The following is a 23,465-nucleotide window of genomic DNA, read 5'->3' on the forward strand; positions in this document are numbered from 1 at the left end:
GGGCCGCGGTTGCGGCCAGCTCACTGCAGGTGGTGCATCCGCCCCCTGTCACCAACACGCCCTTGCCCTGCGCACCGTTTACGTCCTTGTGCGTGCGGTAGGTCGTGGGTCTATCGGATGCCGGCGCGATGTCCTTCGCGGCGGCGGAGGGACGCTAGGCCTGGCTGCAAATCGGGGTCAAAGGAGTGGAACTAAGTCACATTCGTTAAGGAAGAAAAGCGTACTGATGCGGTGCACGGCACTTGCATCTGAAACCGTTTTTTTGCCGGCTTTGGCGCGTGAATCTTCATTTCACGAGACCGAAATGGTTTTGTAATAATGTTTTAAATGTTATGGTGCGTTGCACAAAGATAATGCGCGACTAGCGGTAGGGGTGCGGATGGATAAATCCGTTGCGAATCTTATTCAGGCAAATCAATGGCTTTCATGAGACAAGCCCGGCGATGAGGGTGTCTCCATTATTTTCGGTTAGATAATCAAGCGGTGAATGTGACCCAATTCCGCGCATAAGCGTGGGCGCTATTCCAGTTGTCGGAGGGCGGGCGGTCGCTTTCGGTTCTGAGCAAAAAGAATCTCCGGCCGAAACCGGGTTCAGGGGCGAATCCAGGCCGGGCAGGCCACCTCGTCCCGGATCGTCGGACGCCGCCCGCCCGGCGTCGGCCATGCTTTGCTTCCAATTGCGCTGGGCTCTCCCCCAGACCGTCAAGGCGATCTCTCCGCCAGGGTTGGCCTGCCGCCGGGACCGATCTGGCATGCCGTCGCCGCCATCGCTAACCTGCCGGCATGCCCGATGTCGCAGCCTCGATCGATACGCCGGAGACCGAAGCCTGGCTTGGGGTGCCGCAGCGCGGGCGGAGTCGCTCGCTGCTTCGCTCCGCGGCCTCCGGGCGCCGCGATCGGCGCCAGGACTGATGGACGAAGACGACATCGGCTCCGCAGGCGGCCCACGCGACGGCGCGCACGACGGCGCGCACCGGAGCTGCGCCGACCCCAGCCGGCGCCAAGCCCTGCAAGCCTTGGCCGCTTGTGTCGCATTGGGGGCGTCCGGCTGCGCCCGCGAATCGCCGGATCGCGACGAACGCTGGCTGCACGACATCAGCGGCATCGACGAGACCCGGGTAGGCCGCGTGCTCAAGCCGGCCTCGGTCGGCGCGGTCGTGGCCGCGTTGCAGCGCCACCCCGGCGCGGTCTCGATCGGCGGCGCGCGTTGCAGCATGGGCGGCCAGACCGTCGCGGACGGATCGCTGCACCTGGACATGCGCGGCTTGAACCGCCTGGTGGCGCTGGACCCGGTGCGCCGCCGCGTGCGCGTGCAGACCGGCATGCGCTGGCGCGACCTGCAGGAGCTGATCGATCCGCACGATCTGGCGGTTTCGATCATGCAAAGCTACAGCAGCTTCAGCATCGGCGGCTCGATCTCGGTCAATTGCCACGGCCGTTACGTCGGCAGGGGCAGCCTGATCCACAGTCTGCGTGCGCTGCAGTTGGTCGACGGCGACGGTCAGGTACGCGAACTCAGCCGCGAGCGCGATCCGCAGCTGTTCCGTGCCGCGGTCGGCGGCTACGGCGGTCTGGGCGTGATCACCGAGGCCGAGTTCGATCTGAGCGCCAATCGGCGCATCGCGCGACGCGCCGAGCGGGTGGGCCTGGACGAATACCCGGCCTGGTTCGCCGAGCGCGTGCTCGCCGATCCGGCCAGCGTGCTGCACAACGCCGATCTGCTGCCGCCCAGCTTCGACGCGCCGGTCGCGGTGACCTGGAGCCGCTGCGAGGAACCGCTGACCGTCGGCGAGCGGCTGATCGCGCGCGACGGCGATTACCGCCGCGATCGCAAACTGATCTGGAGCGTCTCCGAGCTGCCCGGCGGCCCTTGGCTGCGCGAGCAGTATTCGGTCGAACGGATGCTGCGCGAACGCGAGGTCGTCTGGCGCAATCGCGAGGCCAGTCTGGACATCGCGTCGCTGGAGCCGAGCACGCGCCGTTACTCGACCTATCTGCTGCAGGAGTACTTCGTGCCGGTGCCGGCCTTCGCCAGCTTCGCGCGGGCGATGAGACGGATACTGCGCGACTTCGAGGCGCACGCGCTGAACGTGTCGATCCGGCACGCTCCGGCGGACCGGCAATCGCTGCTGAGCTGGTCGCCGACCGAGGTGTTTTCGTTTGTGCTCTACCACAAGCAACGCGGCGGCGGGCGCGCCGACGAGGTCGCGGGGCAGTGGACGCGGCGGTTGATCGACCTGGCCCTGGATCACGGCGGGCGCCACTACCTGCCGTACCGCTTGCATGCGACGCGCGAGCAGTTCCTGCGCGCCTATCCGGCCGCGCCGGCGTTCGCGGCGCTCAAGCGCGGCATCGATCCGCGCGGGCGCTTCCGCAACCGGCTGTGGGACAAATACTTGCCGGAGTGACCGCGGCTGCGGCGGGCCGCTTGGCGATTTGCGGCCAGAACCGCCCGCCACAAAAAACCCCGGCCGTAGCCGGGGTTTCGAGGCGGATCGCGGGCCGGTGCGCGAACGCCCGGCCGCGGCGCATCAGAAGGTGATGCTCCAGGTGTCGATGTAGCCCACGTCCTGGCCGGCACGGTCGGCCGCACGCAGCTTCCAGGTGCCGTTGAGCGGCTCGCTCGACAGGTTCTTGGTGAAGGTGCCGCTGACGTTGTCGCCGCTGGTGCCGGTGCGGTTGTGGATGTTGTAGACCGAGCCGTCCGGGGCGACCAGGTCCACGATCAGGTCGCCCTTGTAGGGATGGACGATGTTGACCGAGATCGAGGCGTTGGTCGGGGCGTTGCCGGTGCGGCCGGACACCGCGATCGAGCTGCTCACGCCGGTGGCGTTGTTGTCGGGAATGCTGACGTCGGTGCCGTTGGTGTAGGTCTGCACGCCGCTGCTGCCGACCGTGACCGAGGCGGTCTTGCTGTGGGTGGCGCCGTCGTCGTCGGTGACGGTCAGGGTGACGGTGTAGGTGCCGGCCGTCGCATAGGTCTTGCTGGGGTTGGTGGCGGTGGAGCTGGTGCCGTCGCCGAAGTTCCAGCTGCGCGAGACGATGCTGCCGTCGCTGTCGGTCGACGAGTCGGTGAACGTCGCCGTCAGGCCGCTGGCCGAGGAACTGAAGTTGGCCACCGGCGCGACGTTGGCGCCCGGGTCGGCGCGGAACGCCGCCATCGCCGCCTTGGTCTGCACCAGCACGCGCTGGTTGTGGCTGAGATTGGTGGTGCCCATCGCCACGCCGTTATAGGTGACGTCCGGATTCGACCAGTAGTTCAGGCGGGTGCAGGCGGTGCCGCTGCACTGGTAGGCCATGATCGTGCGCCAGCGCGCGCCCGAGGCGGGCGCGTACTGGTAGCCGTGACCGTAGGCGTAGGGCGTGCTGGTCGGGTCGTTGGTCGGGTCGTGGCGCGCCGACAGCAGGTGGCCGATCTCGTGGGCGAAGCTGTAGTAGCCGGTCGCGCAATCCCAGTACACGGTGGCGAAGGCGCTGGCGGCGTTGGAGCCGATCGAGCTGGCGCGGCCGCAATTGCTGCTGTCGTCGATGACCAGCACGTTGACGTCGGCGGCGTTGGCGTCGCGGCTGGCGTGGACGTCGTCCATGTAGCCGTCGCTGGTGCCGGCGAAGCGCTGCACGTCGGTGGCGTGACCGTCGCCGACCGAGCTGTACTGCACCGTGCGGTAGTTGGCCAGGACCATGTTGATGCCGACGTTGGAGTTGATGTAGCCCTGGTTGCTCTCGGCCACGGCCAGTTCGATCAGCGCTTCCATATCGCCGCCGTAAGCGGTGACGGCCTGGTTGGTGGCGACCACCTGGACGCGGATGGTGGCGGTGGCGCCGGGGTCGATCGCGGCCGCGCCGACCAGGCCGCCGCTGCTGCGGCTGGCCTGTGCGGCGGCGGCGCGCATGTCGATCTGCGGCAGGCCGGCTTCGTTGTAGTCGGCTGCGTGGTCCGGCGGCAGGCGGCTTTCGTCGACCTCGATCACCGCGTTGCTGCCGTCGGGCAGGGACTGGATGCGGTAGAGCGTGCCGTCGACGCGCACATTGCCGGTGATGCGGTTGCCGTGGCGGACCAGGGCCACCGAGTTGCGTTCGTCGACGCGCACTTCGCGCGTGCCGCGCAGGGCGGAGGCGCCGCGCGAATCGCGCAGGCGGCCCAGCCAGACGGTGTTGCCGCGCTCGGTCTGATGGGCGTTGTCGAGCACGGCGTTGACCAGGCGCGAGCCCAGGCGCAGTTCGATCTCGCGGTTCTGCGCGCTGACCACCGAGGCATCGGCGCGCTCGATGCGCAGGCTGCGGGTGGGGGCGGCTTGCGACAGCTGATGCGCGGTGGCGAGCGCGGCGCGTTGCGGTGCCGGCGCTTGTCCGACGAACAGCGGCTTGGCCGCGAACGCCGGTGCGCTGGCGATGGAAAGAAGCAGTGCGGCCTGGGCCAGGCGCGCTGCGGGCTTACGGGTGGTCATCGGGTTCTCTCTCCCTGGTCGGCCGCTGGAGCGGCCGTGTCGATGGCGATCCCTGGCGCGGCGTGCGGGCTGCCGGTGCGCAGGTTCATGGCGAACGGTGTGGATCCGTTCTTTTTCCAACCTAGCCAAGGAGCTGCCTGGGGTGAGTGGGGGAAACCGGCTGCGGCGGCACCCGCAGTGTGATTGGGGTCATGCATTGGCACTTGGGTTGCGCCAGCTGCGTTGGTCGCTCAGCGATTTGAAACAATGTTTCAGGCTTGCAAACGACGGCGATGGCGGGCGCTCGATCCGGTCGCCGCCGGCATTCGGCAACGCCAGCCAAACGATCGCGATGCGCGGCCTGCAAATCGTCCTCATGGCGAGCTTCGGCGCGCTCTATACTCGTCGCAACCCTAGGGGAGACGACATGGATAGCGTGGTGGGTGGTGTTGCATTTCAGTTCCGGCGCGTCGCGCGCACGGCCGCGGCTTTGGCCCTGGCGCTGCTGCTGGTCGGCGGTCCCGCCGCCTGCAAGCGCGACACCACCGGGCAGCTGCCCGAGGTCAGCGGCGAGGCGATCAAGGCCAAGCGCGAAACGGTGACCGGTTTCGGCCTGGTCGCGGCTTATCCCGATCAGAAAGCCGACGAACAACTCTCGATCGCCCTGGAATTCAGCCAGCCGCTGGTCGGCAGCCAGGCCTTCGACGAGCTGATCGCGGTCGCCGACAAGAACGGCGCCGTGGTCAAGGGCAGCTGGGTGCTGGACGAGGGCGGCAAGGTCCTGCGCTTCCCGCACGTGGAGGCCAGCAAGGATTACGTGGTCACGATCAAGGGCGGGCTCACCGCCGCCGACGGCGACCGCATCGGCAAGGCCGTGACCCGCAACGTCTATACCGGCCCGCTGGACCCGGTGGTCGGCTTCGCCTCGCAGGGCAGCGTGCTGCCGGCGCGCGAGAGCCGCGGCCTGCCGGTGGTGTCGATCAACGTCGCCGAAGTCGACGTCGAGTTCATGCGCATCAAGGACAAGGAACTGCCCAAGTTCTTCGCCGAGTACCAGCGCGGCGGCCGCCGCGGCAGCTGGGAACTGGAGCGCGACTGGGACGACAAGACGCCGCTGTCCAAGCTGGCCGAGCCGGTCTACGTCAATCGCTTCGTGCTCGGCGGCAAGCCCAACGAGCGCGTGCTGACCTATCTGCCGCTGCAGGACATCGAGGAACTGCAGAAGCCCGGCCTGTACTTCGCGGTGATGAAGCGCGCCGGTCAGTTCAAGGACGAGTTCGAGACCGCCTTCTTCACCGTCAGCGACCTCGGCCTGCACGCGCGCGCCTACAAGGACAAGCTGTTCGTGCACACCGCCTCGCTGGAGAACGGCGAGGCGGTCGGCGGCGTGGAGCTCAAGGTGCTGGACGCCAACGGCGAGCCGGTGCTGAAGGGCGAGACCGACCGCAATGGCAACGTGATGCTGGCCTACAAGCTCGACGCCGGGCAGGTGCTGGTGGCCCAGCACGGCAGCGACGTGTCGATGCTGCCGTTCAACCAGCCGGCGCTGGACCTGTCCGAGTTCGCGGTGTCCGGCCGCGAGCAGGCCTGGTTCGACGTGTTCGCCTGGTCCGGTCGCGACCTGTACCGCCCCGGCGAGACCGTGCGCCTGTCGGCGCTGCTGCGCGACCAGGACGGCAAGCCGGTCGCGCTCAAGGGCAAGGCCCTGCAGCCGGTGTTCCTGCGCTACGTCCAGCCCGACGGCAAGACCTTCCTGGAAACGCGGCTGCAGCCCGACACCCAGGGCTATGTGCGCCACGCCCAGGTGATTCCGGCCGACGCCGCCACCGGCCGCTGGCGGGTCGAGTTCCGCACCGATCCGGCCAGCAAGGAAGCGGTGCAGGGCATGACCCTGCGCATCGAGGAATTCCTGCCCGAACGCCTCAAGCTCGATCTGAACGCCCAGCCCACGCTCAAGCCCGGCGAGCCGATCAAGCTGGCCGTCGACGGCGCCTATCTGTACGGCGCGCCGGCGGCCGGCAACCGCTTCACCGCCAAGCTCGCGGTGATGGTGGAGCAGCATCCGCTGGAGCAGCTGCCCGGTTACTTCTTCGGCGACCCGACCCTGACCCTGCCCAAGGAGGTCAAGGACGTGGTCGACACCACGCTGGACGCCCAGGGCAAGCTGCAGCAGAACGTGGCGCTGCCCAGCGAGGCCAAGCCGGTCAGTCCGATCGCCGCCATCCTCACCGGCAGCGTCTACGAAAGCGGCGGCCGCAGCGTCAACCGCAGCCTCAAGCGCGTGTTGTGGCCGGCCGACGCGCTGGTCGGCGTGCGTCCGCTGTTCGACGACAAGGAAGGCACCGATTCCAACGGCAACGCCGGCTTCGAGCTGACCCGCGTCGGCGCCGACGGCAAGCCGCGTCCGGCGCGCGGGCTGCGCGTGACCCTGGTGCGCGAACACCGCGACTACCATTGGAACTACGACGCCGACAGCGGCTGGGACTACGACTTCAACCGCCGCTACGAAGACGTGCAGACCCGCAACGTCGACCTCGGCGCCTCGCCGCTGCGCCTGGACTTCCCGGTGGAGTGGGGCGAGTACCGCCTCGACGTCTACGACCCGGCCACCCAGCTGACCTCGCGTTATCCGTTCAAGGCCGGCTGGAGCTGGGACGACCAGAACCGCGGCCTCGACGCGCGTCCCGACAAGGTCAAGATCGCGCTGGACAAGACCGCCTACAAGGCCGGCGACACGCTCAAGGTCACCCTGACCCCGCCGCACGCGGGCAAGGGCCTGTTGATGGTCGAGAGCGACCGCATGCTGTACGTGCAGGCGATCGAGGTGAAGGCCGGCAGCAGCTTCGAGATTCCGGTCACCAACGACTGGGACCGCCACGACGTCTACGTCACCGCGCTGGTGTTCCGCGGCGGCAGCGCGCCCAGCAAGATCACTCCCGCGCGCGCGGTCGGCATCGCCCACGTGCCGATGGACCGGCGCGAGCGCACGGTCGCGGTCGGGCTCAACGTACCCAAGCTGATGCGGCCCGAGCAGGACCTGCCGGTCACCGTGAGCGCGCCGCAGCTGGCCGGGCAGGAAGCCTACGTGACCGTGTCCGCGGTCGACGTCGGCATCCTCAACATCACCCGTTTCCCGGTGCCCGACGCGGCCGCGCATTTCTTCGCCCAGCGGCGCTTGGGCGTGGACGCCTACGACGTCTACGGACGCGTGATCGAGAGTTTCGAGGGCGGCACCGCCAAGATCCGCTTCGGCGGCGACGCCGCGCTGGAGGCCTTGCCGCAGGCGCGGCGTCCGACCGCCAAGGTGCAGACGGTGGACCTGTTCGCCGGGCCGGTGCGCCTGGACGCCAAGGGCAACGCCTTGATCAAGCTGGCGGTGCCGGACTTCAACGGCACCCTGCGGGTGTCGGCGCTGGTGTACTCCGGCGGCAGGTACGGCAAGCGCGATCGCGAAACCATCGTGCGCGCACCGGTGCTGGCCGAAGCCAGCACGCCGCGCGTGCTGGCGCCGGGCGACCGCAGCAACGTCACCCTCGACGTGCAGAACTTCACCGGCAAGCCCGGCGAGTTCGAGGTCAAGGTAGAAGGCATCGGCCCGCTGTCGCTGAGCGACGGCAATCGCAAGGCCAGCCTGGGCGTGGAAGCCAAGACCACCTACACCTTCCCGATCGTCGCCCGCGAGGGCTACACGGTCGCGCAGGTGCGCGTGCGGGTGGAGGGCAACGGCTACAAGGTCGACCGGCGTTACGAGGTGCCGGTGCGTCCGGCCTGGCCGCAGGTGCTGCGTGCGCGCACCCAGGTGCTGGACGACAACGCCGGCGTGCGTCTGGGCGCGGATTTCGCCGAAGGCCTGATGCCCGGCTCGGTCAATGCGCGCATGACGGTCAGCGCACTGCCGCCGATTCCGTTCGCCAGCGCCTTGCAAGGCGCGCTGGAGTATCCCTACGGCTGCGCCGAGCAGACCACCAGCAAGGGCTATGCCGCGCTCGAACTGGACGAGGCGACGGCGAAGATGCTCGGGGTCAAGGGCCTGGACGCCAAGCAGCGGCGCGCGCGCATGGAAGGCGCGTTCGGCCGCCTGGCGGCGATGCAGATCGGCTCGGGCCACTACTCGATGTGGGGCGACGGCGACTACGTCAATCAGGCGATCACGCCCTACGTGGTCGAGTTCCTGCTCGACGCGCGCGACGCCGGCTTCGCGGTGCCCGAGACGATGCTGCAGAAGTCGCTGAAGGTGCTCAACGAGGACCTGCTGTCGGGCGGTGCCCAGTTCTTCGGCTACGACCGTCGCGAGCACCTCAAGTTCGCCTACCAGGCGCATGCGGGCTATGTGTTGGCGCGGGTCAACCGCGCTCCGCTGGGCACCTTGCGCGCGCTCTACGACAACGAGCGCAAGAACAGCGTGACCGGTCTGCCCCTGGTGCACCTGGGCCTGGCGCTGTCGATGCAGGGCGACAAGGCGCGCGGCAAGAAGGCGATCGCCGAAGGCTTCGCCAAGGACTCCAAGGACCGTCCGGAGTACCTGGGCGACTACGGCAGCCGCGTGCGCGACGACGCGCTGATGATCGCGCTGGTGCACGAACGCGGTTTCGCCACGCCGGCCTACGACGGCCGCGCGGTGCCGCTGGGTCTGGAACTGGACGTGCGCCGCAACCGCGGCTGGCTGTGGCTGAGCACGCAGGAGCAGGTCGCGCTGGCGCGCCTGGGCAAGGCCCTGATGGCCGACCAGGCCAAGACCGTGTCCGGCCAGTGGAAGGTCGGCGACGTCGCTTCCGACGCCGGCGCGGCCAAGATCGTCGGCCGTGTGTTCGACTACGACGCCTTGGCCGCGGGGGTGAGCTTCGCGCCGGTCGGGCAGCCGCCGTTGTACGCGAGCATGGAAGTCGCCGGCGTGCCGCGCCGCGCGCCGGATCCGGACAACTCGGTGATCGAGGTCAAGCGCAAGTACTACACGACCAAGGGCGAGGAGTGGGAAGGCGGCAGCCTGGAGGAGGGCGAGGCCCTGATCGTGCAGGTCAGCATCAAGGCCAGCCGCGCCATGCCCGACGCCTTGCTCACCGACCTGCTGCCGGCGGGCCTGGAGATCGAGAACTTCAACCTCGGCGACGCCAAGCAATGGGCCGGCGTGGTGGTGGACGGCATCGAGATCTCCGACCGCGACGACGCCGCCGAAGTGCGCCACGAGGAGTTCCGCGACGACCGCTACGTGGCCGCGCTCAAGCTCGACGTCGGCGATACCGCGCGGGTGTTCTACCTGGTGCGTGCGGTCACCCCGGGCACCTACACCGTGCCGCCGTCGCTGGTCGAGGACATGTACCGTCCCGATCTGCGCGGCGTCGGCAGGGCGGTGCCGGCGATGCTGACGGTGAGGCAGCCGGGCAAGTGAGGTAGCGCCGCGGGCTCGGATGCCGGGCTCGCGGCGGCCCTCACCCAACCCCTCTCCCGCAAGCGGGAGAGGGGCTAAGGCAGGCGAGGCGAGTGATGGCCCTCCCTCTCTCGCTTGTGGCGTCCGAAGGGCGTCCAAAGACGAGAAGGCGCGCAGGGCGGATAAGGGCAGCGAGCGCCGCGAGTTTCCATTCCCCAGTACTTCCAGTAGACGAAAGCCGGTACATCCAGTGAGCAGTACGGAACCTCCGGCGTCGGAGCGGCCCTCAGCCCAAGCTTCTCCCGCAAGCGGGAGAGGGGGCATGGGCGCGTGGCAGCGCTGGTGGCGCCGCGCGGGTGGAGCGAAATCGGATCCGGCAGCGGCCACGCCGCCGAAGCCGCGCCGCCTCGGCATGAAGCTGCTGCTGGCCACGTTGCTGTTCGCGACTTCGGCGATGCTGCTGGATCTTGCGTTTCCCCTGCCGCTGCCGCGCGACGGCCAGGCCGGCGCGGTGGTGGTCGCGGCCGACGGCACGCCGCTGCGCGCGTTCGCCGACCGTGGCGGGATCTGGCGTTACCCGGTCGGCATCGAACAGGTCTCGCCGCTGTACCTGCAGGCCCTGCTGAACTACGAGGACCGCTGGTTCTGGAAGCATCCGGGCGTGAATCCCTACGCCTTGCTGCGCGCGGGCGGGCAGTGGCTGGGCAGCGGGCGGGTGGTGTCCGGCGGTTCGACCCTGACCATGCAGGTCGCGCGCATCCTGGATCCGCATACGCGCACGCCCTGGGGCAAGCTCAAGCAGTTGTTGCGTGCGCTGCAACTGGAAGCGCATCTGTCCAAGCGCGAGATCCTCGTCCTGTACCTCAACCGCGCCCCGTTCGGCGGCACGGTCGAGGGCGTGGAGGCGGCCAGCTGGGCCTATCTGGGCAAGCCCTCGTCGCGGCTGTCGCATGCCGAGGCCGCCTTGCTGGCGGTGCTGCCGCAATCGCCTAGCCGGCTGCGTCCGGACCGCGAGCCCGAACGCGCGCGCGTCGCGCGCGACAAGGTGCTGGCACGCATGGCCGTCCTGGGCGTATGGTCGCGCGCCCTGGTCGCCGACGCGCGCATCGAGCCGGTGGTGGCGCGCTCGCTGCAGCCGCCGCAGCACGCGCCCTTGCTCGCCCAGCGCTTGCGCTACGCCCAGCCCAAGGCGGCACGGCTGCGCTCGACCATCGACATCGAACTGCAGCGCACGCTCGAAGACCGCGTCGCGGCCTATTTCTCCAACCTGCCCGAGCGCACCTCGGCGGCGCTGCTGGTGATCGACAACGCCAGCCTGGAAGCGCGCGCCTACGTCGGCTCGGCGACCTTCGCCGACAGCGCGCGGCTGGGCCATGTCGACATGGTCAAGGCCTGGCGCTCGCCGGGCTCGACCCTCAAACCCTTTCTGTACGGGCTGGCCCTGGACGACGGCCTGATCCATTCCGAAAGCCTGCTGGTGGACGCACCGCAGTCCTTCGGCGATTACCGGCCCGGCAATTTCGACGCCAACTTCAATGGGCCGGTCGGCGCGGCCGAAGCGCTGCGGCTGTCGCTCAACGTGCCGGCGGTGGATCTGCTGGACCGGGTCGGCCCCAGCCGCTTCTCGGCGCGGCTCGCGCACGCCGGCATCGAACTGCATTGGCCGCGCGGCGCGACGCCCAACTTGTCGATGATCCTGGGCGGCACCGGCGCGCGCCTGGAGGACCTGGTCGGCGCCTACGCCGCGCTCAATCGCGAAGGCCTGGCCGGACGCGTGCGTTACCAGCCCGATGCGCCCTTGCTGGAGCGGCGCCTGCTGTCGCCGGGTGCGGCCTGGATCGTGCGCGAAATCCTGGAAGCCAACCCGCGCCCGGGCAGCGTCGCCGACACCTTCGACACCTCGGGACGGCCGCGGGTGTCCTGGAAGACCGGCACCAGCTACGGCTTCCGCGACGCCTGGGCGCTGGGCAGCACGCGCCGCTACACGGTCGGGGTCTGGGTCGGCCGGCCGGACGGCACGCCCTTGCCCGGCCAATACGGCGCGGTTACCGCCTTGCCCTTGCTGTTCGAGGTGGTCGACAGCCTGCCGCGCCAACGCGGCGACGGCGCCCTGAAGCCGCCGCCGGCGAACGTGGCGCAGATCGAGGTGTGCTGGCCGCTGGGGCTGCCGCAGGACCCGCAGGCGCCGCAGCTGTGCCAGAAGAAATTGCAGGCCTGGACCCTGGACGGTTCGGTGCCGCCGACCTTCGCCGAACGCGATGCCCGGCTGTGGAACGCGGGCGTGGAGCGCTTCGAGGTCGATGCGCGCAGCGGCCTGCGCCTGTCCGCCGACTGCAGCGCGCCCCATGAGCGGCGCAGCGCCCAGATCGCGCGCTGGCCGGCCCTGGCTTCGCCCTGGTTGGCGGCGGAGACCCGCCGCGCTTCGCGCCTGCCGGCGCTGGCGCCGGACTGCGCGGCCGACGGCCGCGACGCCAGCGAGGAACTGCGCATCGAGGGCCTGGCCGACCAGGCGACCATCGCGCGCGCGCCCGGCAGCGTGCATGCGTTGCGGCTGTCCTTGCGCGCGATCGGCAGCGCGGCGCGCATCCGTTGGCTGCTGGACGGCCGTCTGATCGGCGAGACCGAGGGCGACACCGCGTTCGCTCACGATTTCGGCGAGCCCGGCGATCACCAGCTCACCGCGCTGGCCGACAGCGGCGCCTGGTCGCGGGTGAGGTTCCGGGTCTTGCGTTGAGGCGCCGGGAGCCGCGCTTCAGTCGTCGTTGCGCGCGTTGCGGCGGCGATGCTCGTCCAGCGACACCACCTTGCCGCGCTCGCTCTGCGCGCGCGGTTTGGGCTTGGCCGGCCTGGGCCGTTGCGCGCGCGTGCGCCAGCGCTGGCGCAGCCGGGGCAGCACGCGCCAGGCGCGCGCGCCGTCCAGCGGCGCCATCGGCAACAGGTTGAACGCCAGGATCAGCAGGTTGACCGGGCCCCAGACGACCACCAGCGCGGTCTGCAAGGAGCTCAGGGTACCGGGCGAGGAGGGCAGCAGGCCGATCAGCATCGCCAGCGCGAACAGCAGCGCCTGCGCGGCGACGCCGCCCCAGGCGATCGCGATGTCCTGGGCCGGCGTGCGCGCCATCTCGTGCACGCACTGGCCGTGCATGGGATAGATGCGCAGGCTGTCCACGTACAGCCGATGACGGCGTGCGACCCAGGCGTGGCCGGCTTCGTGGGCGACGATCAGCAGCAGGTAGGCGAGCATGCCGACCAGGGCTGCGAGCGGATTCCCGTTCAAGGACGAGGCCAGGATCAGCGCCGCCACCAAGGGCACGCTCCAGTGGAACACCACCGGCGCGCCGAGCAGGCGGAAGGGGACGAATTCGCGCGGCAGCCGCATGCGGACCCGGCGCCTCAGTCGCGTGCGCGCACGGCGGCGACCACGTCGCCGATCGAGTCCGCGCCCGGCGTATGGCGCGCGCCGGCGTAGCCGAGCAGGGCCATGATCAGGGCCACGCCCAGCACCGGCCAGAGCGTGCGCCGCAGCGCCGTGCGCAGCCAGTGCTGCGACTGGATGCCGCGCAGGCGGCGGTACAGGCCGCCGGCCAGGGCCAGGTCCAGGATCAGTTCGGCCATCAGGCTCGGCGCGATCCAGACCACCCAGCCCACGGTCAGCAGCAGGGCGCTCAGGGCCGCCGCGACCGCCAGCAATAGCAGGACGATCGCGCATCCGGCCTCGTCGGCGGCGCCGGACAGGGCATTGGGCAGTTCCAGTTTGGACAGGGCGCTGTCGGTCTCGGGTGCCGCGGGCCAGGATGCGTCGGGTTCGACTTCGTAGGAGGCCGACGCGCCGCCGCCGCCGCTGTGCCCGCCGCCGCCAGGGGCGTTGCCGCCACCTCCGCCGCCGGAGCCGCCGCCATCGGGCAGCAGGTCGAGCCAGTTGTGGGCGTCGCGCTCGAAGTACCGCGCCCATAGCCACAGCAAGGCCAGGAACACGGCGTAGGCCATGGCGACCGCGAGCGGGTAGCGCTGCCACATCGCGTCCATGCCGCCGCGCAACAGCAGGTAGGACGCCAGGAAACCGACGCCGCCGGTGATGGCGACGATCGTCGCCATCTGCAGGCGCGGCCAATGCGCACGCTCCAGGCGGGCGCGCATGCGGGCGATATGGACCAGGCGGCTCATGCGGCGAGTCTAGCAGCGGCCGCCGGAGCGGCTGCCGCAGCAACCGGGCGTGCCGCGCACCCCGCCGCCTGTACGTTTATCTGCCGGTCCAGCCGTCGAGCAGGTCCGCCAACTCGTCGGCGTGCTCCTCTTCCTGGGCCAGGATCTCTTCCATCATGCGCTTGGTGGTGGTGTCGCGCTGGCCCAGGTAGTCGATGATCGCTCGGTAGCTGTCGATGGCGATGCGCTCGGCGACCAGATCCTCCTTGACCATGTCGCGCAGATCGCTGCCTTCCACGTATTCGGCATGCGAGCGCTTGGACAGCACGTCGGGGTTCAGGTCCGGTTCGCCGCCGAGCTGCACGATGCGTTCGGCGATGCGATCGGCGTGCGCCTGCTCCTCGTTGGCGTGTTCGAGGAACTCGGCCTTGACCGCGTCGGCCATCAGGCCGCTGGCCATGAAGTAGTGGCGCTTGTAGCGCAGCACGCAGACGATCTCGGTCGCCAGCGCTTCGTTGAGCAGTTTGATCACGGTGCCGCGATCGGCGGTGTAGCTGCTGGTGATCGCGCCGTCCTGGATGTGCTGGCGGGCGCGGGCGCGGATGGCCTTGACGTCGGCGATCACGGCCGCTTCGGGCTTGCGGCCGACCTTGGCGGTCACCGCCGCTGCGGATTTGGCTGCGGGTTTGGCACTCATGTCGACCTCCTGGCGGTCGCTGGGGGCGAGTGCCCCCAACGATGCCCCGCGGCCGGTGACGGCGGCGTAGGCGCCGCCGCCGCGCGCGTTCAGACCAGCGACAGCATGTGTTCGGCGGAGGACACGCGGTATTCGCCCGGCGCTTCGATCTCCAGTTGCGAGACCACACCGTCCTCGGCGTAGAGCGCGAAACGCTTGGCGCGCGTGCCCATGCCGTAAGCGCTGGCGTCCAGTTCCAGGCCGAGCGCGCGGGTGAAATCGCCGTTGCCGTCGGCGAGCATCATCAGGCCTTCGGGCACCTGCTGGCTCTGGCCCCAGGCCTGCATCACGAAGGGGTCGTTGACCGCCATGCAGGCGACTTCGATGCCCTTGCTGCGGAATTCGTCGAAATGGGCGACGAAGCCGGGCAGGTGCTTCTCCGAGCAGGTGGGGGTGAACGCGCCGGGCACGGCGAACAGGACCACCTTGCGGCCGTCGAACAAGGCGTTGGTATCGACGGTCTCGACGCCTTCGCGGATGCGTTGCAGATTGACTTCGGGCAGGCGGTCGCCGACCTGGATGCTCATGGGACTATTCTCCGGTGGGGGTGGCAGTCTGGTCGGCGCGCGCGTAACGGCGCGTCAAGACCGTCGTACAGCGTGCATTGTGCGCGCAAGCATTGAAAAACGCAGGCGCAGCGGCCATGTCGGCCCGGTCTTCCCGTGCGGTCGCGCGCCGCCTAACCTGTGGGCCGGTGTCGGCCGCTCACCAGCGAGCTTGAGGGAGCCGCGATGCAGTTCAAGGATTACTACGAAACCCTGGGCGTGGAACCCAGCGCCGGCGAGGCCGAGATCAAGACCGCGTACCGGCGGCTGGCGCGCAAGTACCATCCGGACGTAAGCAAGGAGGCCGGCGCGGAGGAGAAGTTCAAGGCCGTCAACGAGGCCTACGAAGCGCTGCGCGATCCGCAAAAGCGCGGCGCCTACGACCAGTTGCGCGCGCGCGGCTACCGCCCCGGCGACGAGGTCCAGCCGCCGCCGGGCGGCTTCGGCGGCGGTTACGGCGGCGCCGATTTCGACGAGATCTTCGCCGGCGGGGGCGCCGGCGGCGGTTTCAGCGATTTCTTCGAAAGCCTGTTCGGCCGCGGCCGCGGCCCGGCCGGTTTCGGCGGCCCGGCCGGGCGCGCGCCGCCGCGCGGCGACTCCCGCGCCAAGCTGGCGGTGGCGCTGGAGACGGTCTACCAGGGCGATTCGGTGCGCATCTCGGTCAATGGGCGCACCTTGGAGGTGCGGATCCCCAAGGGCATCCAACCGGGGCAGATGATCCGGCTGGCCGGCCAGGGTACGCACGGCGATCTGTTGCTGGAAATCGAGTACGCCGCGCATCCGCATTTCGAAGTCGACGGCCGCAACGTGATCCACGTGCTGGCGCTGGCGCCGTGGGAGGCCGCGTTGGGCGCGACGATCAGCGTGCCGACCCTGGGCGGTCCGGTCGAACTGAAGATTCCGCCGAACTCGGAAGCCGGACGCAAGCTGCGCCTGCGCGGGCGCGGCCTGCCGGGCACCCCGCCGGGCGACCAGATCGTCGAGCTGGAGGTGCTGGCGCCGCGCGCCCACACCGAGGAGCAGCACGAGGCCTACGCGCGCATGCGCGACGCGTTCGGCGACGATTGGCGGCGGGGTTGAGTGCGATGCCGGCGCCGGCGCGGGCGACCGATTCACGTCGGGTGATGCGGTTCGCCTGCGGCTCACCGCATCCTACGTGGAGGTTTGCCGGCGGCGAGGTCGCGTCGTTGGCCGATAGGGCGCGCTCGCAACTCGCGCAGCTGACCGGAAACGCGACGCAACCGTAGGGTGTGGTGAGCCGAAGGCGAACCGCGCCGGCGCGGGCGTCCGATTCGTGTTGGGTGATGCGGTTCGCTTAGGGCTCACGGCATCCCTCGTAGAGGTTTGCCGGCCGCGGGGTTACGTCGCTGGCCGATAGGGCGCCATCGCGACTCACGTCGCTCTCACAGACATCCACGGCCCTATGCCGCTCGCACGGCCTGACGCTGCCGCGATGCCGCGGCAGGCGGGGCGGAGTGTGGGAGGGCGCGATCAGCCCGGCAGCAGCTGGGCGATGATCTCGGACAGATCGCTTTCGCTGAAGGGCTTGGTGATGTAGGCCTTGGCGCCCTGGCGCATGCCCCAGACCCGGTCGGTGTCCAGGTCCTTGGTGGTCACCAGCACGATCGGGATGTGCTTGGTGCTGGCCTCGCGACAGATCGAGCGCGTGGCCTGGAAGCCGTTGAGGTTCGGCATGACCACGTCCATCAGGATCAGGTCGGGGATTTCGCGCTTGGCGGCTTCGACGCCGGCGGCGCCGTCTTCGGCAGTCAAGGCCTCATGCCCCAGCTTCTCGACGATGCGGCGGATGCCCATCAGCTGAGACGGTGAGTCGTCGACGATCAGAATACGCGCCATGTGTTTCCCCCGGAATTGCCTCGATTGTAGCGATGCGCGCTGACGCCGCAATGCCAACTAGATCACGACCAGCGTGCGGCCCAGGGAACCCCCGGCCAGCATGCCCGGGAATACCTGGGGCAGGTCCGCCAGCCCCACTTCCCGGGTGCATATGCGGTCCAGGTGCGCGGGTTTCCAGTCGCTGCCCAGATGCCGCCAGACTTCGTCGCGTATCTGGCGCGCGGTGCCCGCCGAGGCCACCCCCAGCAGGGACACGCCGCGGATGATGAACGGCATCACCGTGGCGTCCAGCGCCGGGCTGGCGGCCAGGCCGGCGCTGGCGACGTTGCCGTAGGGCGCGGTCTGGGCCAGCAGGCTGGTCAGCATCGGCCCGCCGACGTTGTCTAGGCCGCCGCCGAAGCGCGCCGATTCCATCGGCCGGGCGGTGGCGAGCGCGTCGCGGCCCAGCACCTGGCTGGCGCCGATCGACTTCAGGTACTCGGCCTGCTCGGCCTTGCCGCTGATCGCGTGCACTTCGTAGCCGGCGCGGCTGAAGATGTCGATCGCCAGCGAGCCCACGCCGCCGCTGGCGCCGGTGACCGCCAGCGGGCCCAGTTCGGGCGTCTGGCGGTTGTCCTGCATGCGATGCAGGGCCAGGGCGGCGGTGAAGCCGGCGGTGCCCAGGATCATGCTCTCGCGCAGGCTCAGGCCGCCGGGCAGGGGGATCGCCCACTGCGCTTCCAGGCGCGCGTACTCGGCATAGCCGCCGTCGCGGGTTTCGCTCAGGCCGCAGCCGGTGACCAGCACCGCATCGCCTTCGCGGAATTTGCCGTCGGTGGAGGCGACCACATGCCCGGCCACGTCGATACCGCCGACCAGCGGGAAACGGCGCAGGATTTTGCCTTCGCCGGTGCCGGCCAGCGCGTCCTTGAAATTGATCGAGGAGTAGGCGGTCTTGATCACGATCTCGCCGGGCGAGAGCGCATCGAGGGTCACGCTTTCGATGCCGCTGCGGTAGCCGTCGGCGTCGTTGTGGATGCGGAAGGCGTTGAAGTCGCTGGGCATGGTCATGGCGCGATCTCTGCAGACAGAACGCGATGATAACCGAGCGCGATTGCGCGCCCGCTCATGGCCGGTGCGGCCGCTTCAACCGATCGGGCTGGAGGTCGGTGCGGCTTCGTGCTTGCGCTCGATGCCGTCGCTCCATTGCTTGAGCCTGCGGTAGTCGGGCTCGTCCGGGCCCAGCAGCCGGATGCGGCCCCGCTCGACCTTCCACAACTGCTCGTTCTGGGTGGTGAATACCACGATCGGCGTGCGGTACTGCAGGCTCATGAACACATGGAACATGGTCGGCGCGGCCGAGGTCAGGTGCGAGACGAACAGCGAATCGGGCTTGCGCGCCTGGTCCAGGGTCGTGTTCACGCAGCCGCGGGTCTGTTCGTAGCGATCGATCAGGCGTTCGCCCTGGGCGTCGATGCGGTACATCGCGTAACCGCCCAGCGGCACGGACTCGTCCAGCCATGGGGTCATCACGAACACCAGGATCTGGTCCTGGCCGTCCTCTTCGTATTCGAAGGCGACGGTATTGGGCGGCCGTTGGCTGCAATAGACCTGGTCCTGCTGACGGGCCAGATGCAGCGCCGCCATCAGCCGTTGCTCGCGCGGCTGCGCGGGCTGCGGCGGTTGCAGGCGGGTGGCGTCGCGCACACCGTGGGGGGCGAAGCCCAGGGTCGCCGATGCGAACGCGACCAACTGGCCGTCGACCTTACTGAAGTAGCGCACGTCGATGTCGTCGTCGCGCTCGAGGGTGAGCCAACCCGAGGGCTGGCCGGGCGCGTCCGGCAGGGCCTTGATCTTGACCAGCTCGTCGGTGGTCAGCCAGGCCGCCAGGTCGTGGCGGCGGATCGCGTTGCCGATGTACTCGGCGATGGCGACGTCGCGGCGGTACTTGTCGGGAATAGTGCAGGTCAGGCGGCGATCGTTCTCGCCGGCGTCGGCGGGCAGGTCGGCGAGTTCGGCGCAGTCGTAGGCCGATTTGGCCGCTTTTTCCCTGGCGCCGGCGGCGAGCGGCCAGACCAGCAAGGCCGCGAGCGCGGCGGTCGCGAACGGATTGCGCATCGGATGTTCCGGATTCTGTATTCCCCGACGCGATCCTAACGCAGCCCGGGGCGGATCCGGGCCGGCGTCGCGCGCGTCGTCGTCAGTGGGAATTGTCCGCCGGGCGGCACTGCCACGGCGGCGACAGGCGTGGATCGGCCGGGTTGCCGGGCGCTTCGAGTTCGGCGCTCCAATAGGTGGCGCAGCTGGCGCTGTCGATCAGCTCCACGGCTTCGCAGAACACGTCCGGCACCCAGCGCGCCGGCTTGCCGGCCGCGGCGACCGCCGGCAGCGCGCCCGGCTGCTTGCTGTCGCGCAGGCAGGCGACGCCGTTGTTCGAGACCGAGCGGGTGCCTTGGCGATCGGTGATGGCGATCGTCGTGGTCTGGCCGTCGGTGCCCCCGGCGCTGTAGACCGGTTCGAGTTCGGCGTAGCGCTGGGAGAAGATCAGATCGAACATCGCGCGGCGATGCGGGTAGGCCAGCGCATAGGCCCTGACCAGATCGCCGTCCTGGTTGCGCTCGGGATGCTGGCCGGTTCGATCGCGGCCGACGAACACCACGTTACCGCCGGGGCCGATATGCACTTCGTAGGGCGCGCACGAACCGGGGCAGCCGCTGCGCTTGAACACGACATGGGTATCGTCGCGGAACTCCGGCTCGACCGGCTCCGAGGGTTGGCACGCGCACAGGCTCAGCAGCAACGGCACCACGGTCGCGCGCATCGTCCGGTCTCTCCCTGAATCGGTGCAGCTCAGCGCAGCGCGTTGCGGCGTTTCTCGTCCATCCACTTGCTCGCCTCGGCGGGGCGATAGGCCTGCATCCAGGCCAGCATCGCGTCCATGTCGTCGCCGTGCCAGAGGTCGCGGCGCTGGTCGGGGTGCAGGAAGCGTTCGGCGACCATGCGGTCCAGCATCGCCATCAGCGGGGAGTAGAAGCCGTCGACGTCGAGGAAGGCGCAGGGCTTGTCGCCGATGCCGAGCTGGCGCCAGGTCAGCATCTCGAACATTTCGTCGAGGGTGCCGAAGCCGCCGGGCAAGGCCACGAAGGCGTCGGCGAGGTCGAACATGCGCGCCTTGCGCTCGTGCATGGAACCGACCACTTCGAGTTTGGTCAGCCCGCGATGGGCGACTTCCCAGTTGACCAGTTGCTCGGGGATCACGCCGATCGCTTCGCCGCCGGCTTCCAGCACCGCGTCGGCGACCACGCCCATCAGGCCGACGTTGCCGCCGCCGTAGACCAGGGCGATGCCGTCGCGGGCCATGCGCTGGCCCAGCGCCATCGCGCGTTCGGTGTAGATCGGCTGGGAGCCGGAGTTGGAGCCGCAGTAGACGCAGAGGCTTCGCATGGGATTCGGGAGTCGGGATTCGGGATTTGGTAAAAGCAAAACGCCAGGCGGGGGCCTGGCGTCTGCATGGGATCCGGAAAAGGGCGGGCCGCTGTTGCGAATCCCGAATCCCCAATCCCGAATCCCGGCCTCAGTTGGCCTTGTGGATCGCGCGCTTGTCGACCGCCATGGCCGCGTCGTGGATCGCTTCGGACAGGGTCGGGTGGGCGTGGCAGATGCGGGCCAGGTCGTCGGCGGAGCCGTTGAACTCCATGGTCAGCACGCCTTCGTGGACCAGCTCGGAGACGCCGACGCCGACCAGGTGCAGGCCGAGCACGCGGTCGCTCTCGGCGTGCGCGATCACCTTGACGAAGCCGGCCGGCTCGCCCATGGCCACGGCGCGGCCGATCGCCGCGAACGGGAAGCTGCCGGTCTTGTAGGGCACGCCTTCGGCCTTGAGCTGCTGCTCGGTCTTGCCGACCCAGGCGATTTCCGGCTCGGTGTAGATCACCCACGGCACGGTGTCGAGGTTGACGTGGCCCGGCAGGCCGGCGATCAGCTCGGCGACCGCGATGCCTTCCTCGAAGCCCTTGTGCGCCAGCATCGGGCCGCGCACGCAGTCGCCGACCGCCCACACGCCGTCGACGCCGGTGTGGCAATGCTCGTCGACCTCGATCTGGCCGCGCTCGTTGAGCTTGACCCCGGTGCCTTCGGCCAGCAGGCCCTTGGACGCGGCGCGGCGCCCCACGGCCACCAGCAGCTTGTCGACGACCAGTTCCTGGTCGGCCTTGCCGTCGTTGTAGGTCAGGTGCACGCCGTCCTTCTTGATCTCGGCCTTGCTGACCTTGGCGCCCAGCTTGATGTCCAGGCCCTGCTTCTTGAATTCCTTGGCCGCGGTCTTGGCGACCTCGGCATCGGCGGCGGCGAGGAAATCGGGCAGGGCTTCGAGGATGGTGACCTCCGAGCCCAGGCGCTTCCACACGCTGCCCAGTTCCAGGCCGATCACGCCGGCGCCGATCACGCCCAGGCGCTTGGGCACTTCGGTGAAGTCCAGCGCGCCGACGTTGTCGACGATCTTGTCGCCGTCGAACTTGGCGAACGGCAGTTCGATCGAATCCGAACCGGCGGCGATGATGACGTTGGTGCCCTTGAGCTCCACGATGCTGCCGTCGTGCTGCTTGACCTTGACCACGTTGCCCGGGTGCAGGGTGCCGAAGCCGTAGTACGGCGTGATCTTGTTGGCCTTGAACAGCATCGCGATGCCGCCGGTGAACTGCTTCACGATCTTGTCCTTGCGGCCGATCATGGTGGCGACGTCGATCTTGGCGTTGTCGGTGGTGATGCCGTGTTCGCCGAACAGGTGCTGCAGGTTCCAGAACTGGCGCGAGCTGTCGAGCAGGGCCTTGGACGGGATGCAGCCCACGCGCAGGCAGGTGCCGCCGAGGGCGGGCTTGCCGTCCTTGCCGAGCGCGGCGTCGATGCAGGCGGTCTTCAGACCGAGCTGGGCGGCGCGGATGGCGGCGTGGTAGCCGGCCGGACCGGCGCCGATGACGACTACGTCGAATTGTTCGCTCATTTCATTCGCTCACGGGATTCGGGATTGGGGATTCGGGATTCGTTCAAAGCGCGTCAACGCTGCGAATTCCGGATCCCGCGAAGGTTGCTGCGGAAGCTGCGGGAGCTCGGGACTGGAAAGGAATTCGCACGACGCTCTCGCCCCTGCGAATCCCGAATCCCCAATCCCGAATCCCGGCTGGGCATCACATACCCAGCAGCATGCGGTGCGGGTTCTCGAGCTGGTTCTTGATGTCGACCAGGAACAGCACCGCGTCCTTGCCGTCGATGATGCGGTGGTCGTAGGACAGCGCGATGTACATCATCGGCGCGGCGATCACGGCGCCGTTCTCGACGATCGCGCGTTCCTTGATCGCGTGCATGCCCAGGATGGCCGACTGCGGCGGGTTCACGATCGGGGTCGACATCAGCGAGCCGAAGGTGCCGCCGTTGGTGATGGTGAAGGTGCCGCCCTGCAGGTCTTCCAGCGCCAGCTTGCCGTCGCGGGCCTTCTTGGCGTAGTCGCCGATGGCCTTCTCGACGTCGGCGAAGCCCATGCGCTCGACGTTGCGCAGCACCGGCGTGACCAGGCCCTTGTCGGTGGACACGGCGATCGAGATGTCGGCGTAGCCGTGGTAGACGATGTCGTTGCCGTCGACCGAGGCGTTGACCACCGGGTGGCGCTGCAGCGCGTTGGCGGCGGCCTTGGCGAAGAAGCTCATGAAGCCCAGCTTGACGCCGTTGGCCTTCTCGAAGGACTCGCCCAGCTCCTTGCGCATGGCCATGACCTTGCCCAGGTTGACCTCGTTGAACGAGGTCAGCATCGCGATCGAGTTCTTCGACTGCATCAGGCGCTCGGCGATGCGGGCGCGGATGCGGGTCATCGGCACGCGCTCTTCGGCGCGCGCGCCGGCGGCATTGCCGACGCCGCCGGACTTGGCGTAGTTGAGGATGTCTTCCTTGGTCACCGCGCCCTTGCGGCCGGTGCCTTCGACCTGGGAGGCGTCGATGCCTTCCTTGTTGGCGGTGAAGCGCGCGCCCGGGGGCAGCTGGTCGTTGCCGGCCGGCGCCTTCGGGGCCTCGGCCTTGGGCGTGATCGGCTGGGCGCCGGCGGCCGGCAGTTCGGCGGCCTTGGCGGCGGCCGGCGCGGCGGCTTCGGCCGGAGCGGCGGCAACGGCGCCGGCTTCCACGATCGCGATCAGCTGCGAGCTGGTCACGGTGGCGCCTTCCTCGAACTTGATTTCCTTGAGCACGCCGTCGACCGGCGAAGGGACTTCGAGCACGACCTTGTCGGTTTCGAGGTCGACCAGGTTCTCGTCGCGCTTGACCGCGTCGCCCGGCTTCTTGTGCCACGTGGCGATAGTGGCGTCGGAGACGGACTCGGGCAGGACGGGGACTTTGATCTCGGTGCTCATGGGGTGGGCATCCTGGCTTGC

The 23,465-nt window shown here is 69.2% G+C and carries 16 protein-coding genes; 4 read left to right on the top strand and 12 right to left on the bottom strand.

Annotated features, from left to right (window positions below):
- The first annotated feature begins 911 nt into the window (after positions 1-911).
- On the top strand, positions 912-2,408 hold the full coding sequence (locus V1318_RS00940) for an FAD-binding oxidoreductase (protein WP_332936912.1): 1,497 nt from the start codon (positions 912-914) through the stop codon (positions 2,406-2,408).
- Positions 2,409-2,531: 123 nt separating this feature from the next.
- Here the strand turns inward: V1318_RS00940 and V1318_RS00945 are convergent, their stop codons facing one another.
- Complete coding sequence (locus V1318_RS00945; RefSeq protein WP_332936913.1) at positions 2,532-4,448, bottom strand: M12 family metallo-peptidase; 1,917 nt, start codon at positions 4,446-4,448, stop codon at positions 2,532-2,534.
- Positions 4,449-4,854: 406 nt separating this feature from the next.
- Between V1318_RS00945 and V1318_RS00950 the strand changes: the two genes are divergently transcribed.
- Positions 4,855-9,813 (top strand): alpha-2-macroglobulin, encoded by a 4,959-nt coding sequence (locus tag V1318_RS00950; RefSeq protein ID WP_332936915.1) that lies wholly within the window; start codon positions 4,855-4,857, stop codon positions 9,811-9,813.
- A 391-nt stretch (positions 9,814-10,204) separates the two neighbouring features.
- Entirely contained in the window at positions 10,205-12,526 is a 2,322-nt protein-coding gene (gene pbpC / locus V1318_RS00955; RefSeq protein WP_332936917.1) for a penicillin-binding protein 1C, read from the top strand.
- A gap of 18 nt (positions 12,527-12,544) precedes the next feature.
- On the opposite strand, the gene V1318_RS00960 is transcribed toward pbpC, so the two are convergent.
- From V1318_RS00960 to V1318_RS00975, 4 genes are all read right to left on the bottom strand, one after another.
- The gene (locus V1318_RS00960) at positions 12,545-13,171 is read right to left on the bottom strand and encodes a hypothetical protein (RefSeq protein WP_332936919.1); all 627 of its coding nucleotides are present in this window, start codon (positions 13,169-13,171) and stop codon (positions 12,545-12,547) included.
- Positions 13,172-13,185: 14 nt separating this feature from the next.
- Positions 13,186-13,956, bottom strand: a complete 771-nt coding sequence (locus V1318_RS00965; protein WP_332936920.1) for a hypothetical protein — start codon at positions 13,954-13,956, stop codon at positions 13,186-13,188.
- Between the two features lie 76 nt (positions 13,957-14,032).
- Entirely contained in the window at positions 14,033-14,632 is a 600-nt protein-coding gene (locus tag V1318_RS00970; protein WP_332936922.1) for a ferritin-like domain-containing protein, read from the bottom strand.
- 89 nt (positions 14,633-14,721) lie between these two features.
- On the bottom strand, positions 14,722-15,198 hold the full coding sequence (locus tag V1318_RS00975) for a peroxiredoxin (RefSeq protein ID WP_332936924.1): 477 nt from the start codon (positions 15,196-15,198) through the stop codon (positions 14,722-14,724).
- Between the two features lie 204 nt (positions 15,199-15,402).
- On the opposite strand from V1318_RS00975, the gene V1318_RS00980 reads away from it, so the two are divergent.
- Positions 15,403-16,296 carry a DnaJ C-terminal domain-containing protein gene (locus tag V1318_RS00980; RefSeq protein WP_332936926.1) on the top strand — a complete coding sequence of 298 codons (894 nt, stop codon included), beginning with the start codon at positions 15,403-15,405 and terminating at the stop codon, positions 16,294-16,296.
- Between the two features lie 411 nt (positions 16,297-16,707).
- Here V1318_RS00980 and pilH read toward each other — a convergent pair whose 3' ends face one another.
- The 7 genes from pilH to sucB form a co-directional block, all read right to left on the bottom strand.
- Positions 16,708-17,073, bottom strand: a complete 366-nt coding sequence (pilH, locus tag V1318_RS00985) for a twitching motility response regulator PilH (RefSeq protein WP_332936928.1) — start codon at positions 17,071-17,073, stop codon at positions 16,708-16,710.
- A 57-nt stretch (positions 17,074-17,130) separates the two neighbouring features.
- The gene (locus V1318_RS00990) at positions 17,131-18,123 is read right to left on the bottom strand and encodes a YhdH/YhfP family quinone oxidoreductase (protein WP_332936930.1); all 993 of its coding nucleotides are present in this window, start codon (positions 18,121-18,123) and stop codon (positions 17,131-17,133) included.
- A gap of 75 nt (positions 18,124-18,198) precedes the next feature.
- A complete protein-coding gene (locus V1318_RS00995) occupies positions 18,199-19,170 on the bottom strand; it encodes a hypothetical protein (RefSeq protein ID WP_332936931.1) in 972 nt (323 codons plus the stop codon).
- 82 nt (positions 19,171-19,252) lie between these two features.
- Positions 19,253-19,873: a hypothetical protein gene (locus tag V1318_RS01000; protein WP_332936932.1), complete on the bottom strand. Its 621-nt coding sequence runs from the start codon at positions 19,871-19,873 to the stop codon at positions 19,253-19,255.
- 29 nt (positions 19,874-19,902) lie between these two features.
- On the bottom strand, positions 19,903-20,496 hold the full coding sequence (locus V1318_RS01005; RefSeq protein ID WP_332936934.1) for a TIGR00730 family Rossman fold protein: 594 nt from the start codon (positions 20,494-20,496) through the stop codon (positions 19,903-19,905).
- Between the two features lie 130 nt (positions 20,497-20,626).
- The gene (gene lpdA, locus V1318_RS01010; protein WP_332936936.1) at positions 20,627-22,051 is read right to left on the bottom strand and encodes a dihydrolipoyl dehydrogenase; all 1,425 of its coding nucleotides are present in this window, start codon (positions 22,049-22,051) and stop codon (positions 20,627-20,629) included.
- A 184-nt stretch (positions 22,052-22,235) separates the two neighbouring features.
- Positions 22,236-23,444 (bottom strand): dihydrolipoyllysine-residue succinyltransferase, encoded by a 1,209-nt coding sequence (gene sucB, locus V1318_RS01015; protein ID WP_332936938.1) that lies wholly within the window; start codon positions 23,442-23,444, stop codon positions 22,236-22,238.
- Positions 23,445-23,465: the final 21 nt, after the last annotated feature.

It is taken from the genome of Lysobacter sp. CCNWLW3 (genome assembly GCF_036697405.1).
Taxonomy (GTDB): domain Bacteria; phylum Pseudomonadota; class Gammaproteobacteria; order Xanthomonadales; family Xanthomonadaceae; genus Lysobacter.

Bases quoted from the DNA above. Each gene is read 5' to 3' on its own strand.
- V1318_RS00940 (WP_332936912.1), top strand. From the start codon at position 912: ATGGACGAAGACGACATCGGCTCCGCAGGCGGCCCACGCGACGGCGCG.
- V1318_RS00945 (WP_332936913.1), bottom strand. From the start codon at position 4,448: ATGACCACCCGTAAGCCCGCAGCGCGCCTGGCCCAGGCCGCACTGCTT.
- V1318_RS00950 (WP_332936915.1), top strand. From the start codon at position 4,855: ATGGATAGCGTGGTGGGTGGTGTTGCATTTCAGTTCCGGCGCGTCGCG.
- pbpC (WP_332936917.1), top strand. From the start codon at position 10,205: ATGAAGCTGCTGCTGGCCACGTTGCTGTTCGCGACTTCGGCGATGCTG.
- V1318_RS00960 (WP_332936919.1), bottom strand. From the start codon at position 13,171: ATGCGGCTGCCGCGCGAATTCGTCCCCTTCCGCCTGCTCGGCGCGCCG.
- V1318_RS00965 (WP_332936920.1), bottom strand. From the start codon at position 13,956: ATGAGCCGCCTGGTCCATATCGCCCGCATGCGCGCCCGCCTGGAGCGT.
- V1318_RS00970 (WP_332936922.1), bottom strand. From the start codon at position 14,632: ATGAGTGCCAAACCCGCAGCCAAATCCGCAGCGGCGGTGACCGCCAAG.
- V1318_RS00975 (WP_332936924.1), bottom strand. From the start codon at position 15,198: ATGAGCATCCAGGTCGGCGACCGCCTGCCCGAAGTCAATCTGCAACGC.
- V1318_RS00980 (WP_332936926.1), top strand. From the start codon at position 15,403: ATGCAGTTCAAGGATTACTACGAAACCCTGGGCGTGGAACCCAGCGCC.
- pilH (WP_332936928.1), bottom strand. From the start codon at position 17,073: ATGGCGCGTATTCTGATCGTCGACGACTCACCGTCTCAGCTGATGGGC.
- V1318_RS00990 (WP_332936930.1), bottom strand. From the start codon at position 18,123: ATGACCATGCCCAGCGACTTCAACGCCTTCCGCATCCACAACGACGCC.
- V1318_RS00995 (WP_332936931.1), bottom strand. From the start codon at position 19,170: ATGCGCAATCCGTTCGCGACCGCCGCGCTCGCGGCCTTGCTGGTCTGG.
- V1318_RS01000 (WP_332936932.1), bottom strand. From the start codon at position 19,873: ATGCGCGCGACCGTGGTGCCGTTGCTGCTGAGCCTGTGCGCGTGCCAA.
- V1318_RS01005 (WP_332936934.1), bottom strand. From the start codon at position 20,496: ATGCGAAGCCTCTGCGTCTACTGCGGCTCCAACTCCGGCTCCCAGCCG.
- lpdA (WP_332936936.1), bottom strand. From the start codon at position 22,051: ATGAGCGAACAATTCGACGTAGTCGTCATCGGCGCCGGTCCGGCCGGC.
- sucB (WP_332936938.1), bottom strand. From the start codon at position 23,444: ATGAGCACCGAGATCAAAGTCCCCGTCCTGCCCGAGTCCGTCTCCGAC.